Source organism: Psychrobacillus sp. (assembly GCF_056205495.1).
This window is the reverse complement of sequence record NZ_JBAEAP010000144.1, coordinates 1-1,618: the sequence shown is the minus strand read 5'-3', so window position 1 is coordinate 1,618 and position 1,618 is coordinate 1. Positions and strand designations below refer to the sequence as shown.

Below are 1,618 nucleotides of genomic sequence, written 5' to 3'. Positions count from 1 at the left end.
TAATAGAGAACTTAAAAAGCTCATTTTGTTTTGCTGGCATCATCATTAAATGATGTCAAAAATTGTTTTGCGTCAATCAAGCCGAAGCTTGTTGATGCTGTATGTCTTAACGTTTTGCATGTTCAGTTTTCAATGTTCATTTTTGCGTTGTCGTTTTTTGCGACTTCTCTAATTTATCACCATTCAACCGGCTAGTCAAGAAGTTTTTTAAAAAACTTTTTTTATTAAGTTTCTGCTGTTTTTTAATTCGTTTTTGACGACGCTTATTATAATACCGCACATTTAATACATATGTCAACAAAAAACGAGTATTTTTTTAAAACGTTTTTTGTTGACTCGTTTTCACCCTTTAACTTTGTAGTATCTATGCTCGATATGGCTACTTTTCGTCGGTTGTTTTTCGACTATAATTAACCCTTTGTCCACTAAGAATTCTATAAATACTTCTAGATCTACGGAATAGTTTTTCAATTCCTCTTGTTCATGAATCTCTTGAATGGTCCAATACTCTTTAGAAGAAAGTACTTCTACTATATGGCGTGCCCCATCCTTTGTTCTAGAATGAATTAGAAAATCGCTAGCTAAAAATAATAGTTCTAATCTCTTCTCTAATGTTTCTCTACTTGATACTAGCTCATCGTACAATTTATATATAGAAGGATCTAATTGCTTTACTTGCTTCCACACCATAACCTCTGGGTGCATTCCCTTTTCAATAATAGCTAATCTCGCTAAATGATGAAGTGAGTTTACAATATGAGTATAAGCATCTAGGTAATTTAATTGTTCAAAGAACACCTTTGCTTGCATATAACTTCTACTTAACTTAGCAAATTCAATTCCCATCCTTACGTTCCGACCATTTATCGGAAACTCTTGGAGCTCCCTTTTTAGGTTTTCTACATATTCATTTCTATCAAAAACAACTCGGCCGTTGATCATCCAATCTACTAGCTTAGGGTTGGCTCCAACTATAAACCATTTTTGTATTTGTTTTTCTGTAATTATATGCAGAGCAGCCTTTTTGTCGCTATACGTATAATGCTTTGTAAAAACAGGATTAGAGGAATCTTTAGTTATTATAAATAATATAGAATCAAAAGTATCCGTAATTGGACTGACCTCTTCTATTTTTTCTATCAATATAATGCCTAAAGTATTTGAATCACTTGCTCTTTCTTGATAAATAGGTCTTAACAATGCTTCCAATGTGAAAGCCTCCTTTTTAAACTTATGTATTATTCTTCGACAATTATTTGATATTTCCTCTTTAAACTTTTAGGACATTCCTTTATATAAAAATATGTTATAGTGTATGTACAATTAGGAGGTAAAAATATGAAACCCTATAAAAACAAAATAAATCGAATCCGTTCCTTTGCGCTTGGCTTAATTTTCTTTGGCTTTATCATTATGTACGGCGCTATATTTTTCAGAGAAAACCCAATCCTAGTAACTATTTTCATGACACTTGGGTTACTTTCTATTATAGGAAGTACAGTTGTTTATGGCTGGATAGGTTTACTATCTACTAGAGCCGTTCAAGTAGTCTGCCCCAATTGCGGAAAACATACGAAAGTTTTAGGTAGAGTAGATATGTGTATGTATTGTAAAGAAC

2 protein-coding genes are annotated in these 1,618 nt (G+C 32.3%); one reads left to right on the top strand and one right to left on the bottom strand.

Annotation, left to right across the window (positions count from 1 at the left end; genetic code table 11):
- Window positions 1–342 precede the first annotated feature (342 nt).
- Window positions 343–1,209, bottom strand: coding sequence for a nucleotidyltransferase-like protein (locus AC06OU_RS04315; RefSeq protein ID WP_475571056.1), 867 nt, complete (start codon window positions 1,207–1,209; stop codon window positions 343–345).
- A gap of 129 nt (window positions 1,210–1,338) precedes the next feature.
- Between AC06OU_RS04315 and AC06OU_RS04310 the strand changes: the two genes are divergently transcribed.
- The coding region (locus AC06OU_RS04310; protein WP_475854210.1) for a DUF2614 family zinc ribbon-containing protein at window positions 1,339–1,618 on the top strand (280 nt) is incomplete at its 3' end.